General features: G+C 67.8%; 3 protein-coding genes and 1 pseudogene. 2 read left to right on the plus strand and 2 right to left on the minus strand.

Annotated elements, in window-relative coordinates; translation table 11 throughout:
• On the minus strand, window positions 1–373 hold a 373-nt coding region (locus VF794_RS14050), incomplete at its 3' end, for an ATP-binding protein (protein ID WP_331110600.1).
• Window positions 282–1,022, minus strand: coding sequence for a PAS domain-containing protein (locus VF794_RS14055; RefSeq protein WP_331110602.1), 741 nt, complete (start codon window positions 1,020–1,022; stop codon window positions 282–284). The genes VF794_RS14050 and VF794_RS14055, both read right to left, overlap by 92 nt.
• 301 nt (window positions 1,023–1,323) lie before the next feature.
• On the opposite strand from VF794_RS14055, the gene VF794_RS14060 reads away from it, so the two are divergent.
• Both VF794_RS14060 and VF794_RS14065 read left to right on the plus strand, forming a co-directional pair.
• Complete coding sequence (locus tag VF794_RS14060) at window positions 1,324–2,718, plus strand: hypothetical protein (protein ID WP_331110604.1); 1,395 nt, start codon at window positions 1,324–1,326, stop codon at window positions 2,716–2,718.
• Between the two features lie 197 nt (window positions 2,719–2,915).
• Window positions 2,916–3,244 (plus strand): annotated as a pseudogene (locus tag VF794_RS14065) (hypothetical protein); the annotation flags it as partial.

The raw sequence follows: 3,244 nt of genomic DNA on the forward strand, positions 1-3,244 counted from the left end.
GGACGATGAACTCGCTGCCCTTTCCTGGCCCCGCGCTGTGCGCCTGGACGGTGCCTGCGTGCAGGCCCACCAGTCGCTTCACCAACGTCAGGCCGATGCCGAGTCCCCCGCTGGTGCGGTCGATCGTCGGGTCCACCTGGAGGAACAGCTCGAACACCCTGTCCAGCATGGCCTGGGGAATGCCGCGTCCGGTGTCTCGCACCCGCAGCACGGCCCAGGACTGGCCACCCACCTCCTCGCGCCCCACGCTCCCCCGGGTAATCCTCGACACGTCCAGCAGGTCATCGACCATGCGCACCAGACAGTCCACCTGGTGGGTGCGGATGTCGCGCAGGCGTGTCTGCTTGGCCTCGTTCCCGTGGGTGTGCTTCATCACCTCCAGGGCGGTGCGCAGGGCCGCCAGGGGGGTTGCGCAGCTCGTGGGCCAGCATGGCGAGGAACTCGTCCTTGCGCCTGTCGGCCTCCTGCGCCTGGGTCCGTGCTCGGACTTGAGCCGTCACGTCCGCGGCCACCACCATGACGCCCACGACGGCGCCCCGCACGTCGCGCATGGGCTGGCACGTCAGCTGGAAGTACACGTCCTCCAGCACGCCGTTGCCGCGCCGGTCCAGGGAGATGCGGTACTCGTCCGCGGTGAAGGGCCGACCGCTCGTGTACACCTCCTCCAGGAGCTGGAAGGCGGAGGCATCGCGGGGCAGCTCGGGGAAGACGGCCCGGACGGGTCTGCCCACCACGCCGCCCGAGCGGCCCACGAGCTCGAGGTAGCGCGGGTTGGCCAGCTCGTACACGAGGTGCGGGCCCGTGAGGATGGCCACCGCGATGGGCGCTTGCATGAGCTGGGAGTGGAGCCGGGCGCGGGCGGCGCGGGCCTCGGCGTGGGCACGGGCGATCTCCAGCGTGAAGTACGCCTCCTCCAGGTAGCCGTTGCGGTCGAGGCACAGCATGAGGGCGCCCAGCTCTCCTCCACCTTGCAGTACCTCGTGGACGGCGGGAGTCACACAGACGGAAGAGGAAGCACGCATGGGAGACCTCGCCGGGGCAGTATTCCCCGAGAGGCCCGCCGGTTCGTATCTCCGGATTCCGTCCGCGTTGACTCCCGTGCAGCCCGCGTGCGTGTTGTCCGGAAGCGACCCTGTCCTCGCCCTGAAGGGAGGGAAGGCCCCCGCTCCCGGGACGAAGTGTTCGCCGTCCTTCTCATTCCCTGACACCAGGACCGTGTTCCCAGAATAAGAAGCAACCGCATGTATGGTTTTAGAAGCATGACGTCCCTCTTGGAGTCGTCCGCGTCCACGCTCGGGTAGCGTGGCTGGGAGGGGGAATGCCATGCACAAGAAATGGAAGCGCTTGTGGGAGCGCCGGGTCGCGGTGGGGCTGTTGCTCTGGTGCCTGGCGACGCTCTTGATCGAGTTGAACAACATCGAGCTGAACCACGAGTGGTACGGCATCGAGTTGAGTTCCTCCTCGATATCCTGGCTGCTCGCGGTGACCCTGCCGCTGTCGGCCTCGGTCATCGTCTCGAGGGCGATCTGGAGCCGGGCCATGAGCCTGCGGTACGGATTGATGACCCCGGCTCCCATCGATGAGGAATGGCGCGGCGTCATCGACGCCATCCGCGCGAACTGGAGCTACGAGCGGAAGCGGTTCCTCCAGTCCCTGGCCAGGACCAGGCTGAATGCCATGATCTTTGGCGGCACCGCCTCCCTGCTCCTCGCCCTCTGCCTCCTGCTCGGCACGAAGTGGCCCGACACCACGTCGCAGAAGACCGTCAGGGCGTTCGTGCTGTCCCTGGCCACCGCCGTGGTGGTGTCCTATGCCATCAATTTCTCGCGGCTCCTGGTCCGTATCTCGAGTCAGGACTTCAATGCCCGGATGTTCGCGTGGGCCACGCGCTCGCTGTGCCTGGTGGCCGCTGGCGATCTCATCCTCTTCTGCGTCATGTACAACGTCCTGCCCCAGGGGGGCGTGCGGTCCATCCCCACTGCCGTGCTCCTGGGGGCCATGACCGCGGTGATGGGCGAGCGTGCCCTCCAGGTCGCCTACGACAAGGCCGTGACCGTGGTGGGCCTGCCAGGAATCAAGCGCGACGCGAACTCCCCGCTCGGCGTCCTGGAGGGAATCACGCCGGAGGACATTGAACGCTTCGCGGAGGAGGGCGTCGATTCCCTGCACGCGCTGGCCTTCATTCCCACCCCCAGGCTCTTCTTCAATACGAGCCAGAGTCTCCAGCGGATCTGCGACTGGCAGGATCAAGCCCTGCTCCAGGTCTACGTGGGCTCCATGAAGGCCAAGGTCCTCTATGAGCAACTGACGGTCCGGGGCGTCATCGATCTCCAGACCCTGGCCCAGCATGCGCTCGCCGAGCCAGAGGGGGTCCAGACGCCGCCGCCCACGTCCCCACCTTCCCCCAACATCCGGGAGGCGCTCGGCAAGGCCCTCGGCCTCGAAGGTGCGGCGCTGACGTGTGCCCTGACGACGTTCGTGCGAGATGAGGTGACGCTGCGTCTGCGCATCCACTGGCAGAGCACGCCTCGAATCTCCGAGTCAGCGGCCAGGACGAGGCCCGGAGCGCCCGCGCACAGTGAGGCCTACCCCGTCCGGGAGGAGCTGGAGCGCAGCCGGAAGCTCGTCACGGACCTGCATGGCTCGGTCGCCAGGGAGGTGCTCCTGCAAGGACGTGACAAGGTGAATCACGTCCGTCCAGGACGCTTTCCCTTCTGAGTCCGCGAGGGTTCTCGCCGTATCCGCGGCGGATGGAACGGCTGGGCTACTCGCGGGTCTCGACATGGGGAAGGACACGTAGGACCACGGGAGCACCTTGTCGCGATGTACCGGGCACGTCCTGGAGCAGGGGCTCGGCTCCGTGGGAAGAAGAGCGTTGGGCCTCGGGCAGGTAGGGAGGCCAGTGAGGAGCACGCGTGGACGAGCGGAAGAAGCCCGAGTCGAGGGCCACGCACGAGACGAGCGGGGTGCCGACCCTGGTGTACCAGCCCGCCGCGGAGGACGAGGCGGGCTCGGAGCCGCTGCCCGACATGAGGGGGCGCTACGTCTCCTCGTCCTCGCCAGGGTACATCGCCGTGGAGGTGGAGCAGGCCCCGAGGCCCGTGGCCCGCGACAGGCACTCGGTGGAGATGCTGGTGCTCATGTTCGAGAAGGTGCACGAGGGAGTGAGGCGCATGGCTCGCGCCTTCCCCGACACCGACGAGCCGTGCCCCCCGTGGCGCCTGGGGCTGGCGCTGGCGGGTAG

Origin of the sequence: Archangium sp. (genome assembly GCF_036389735.1) — a bacterium.
GTDB lineage: Bacteria > Myxococcota > Myxococcia > Myxococcales > Myxococcaceae > Archangium.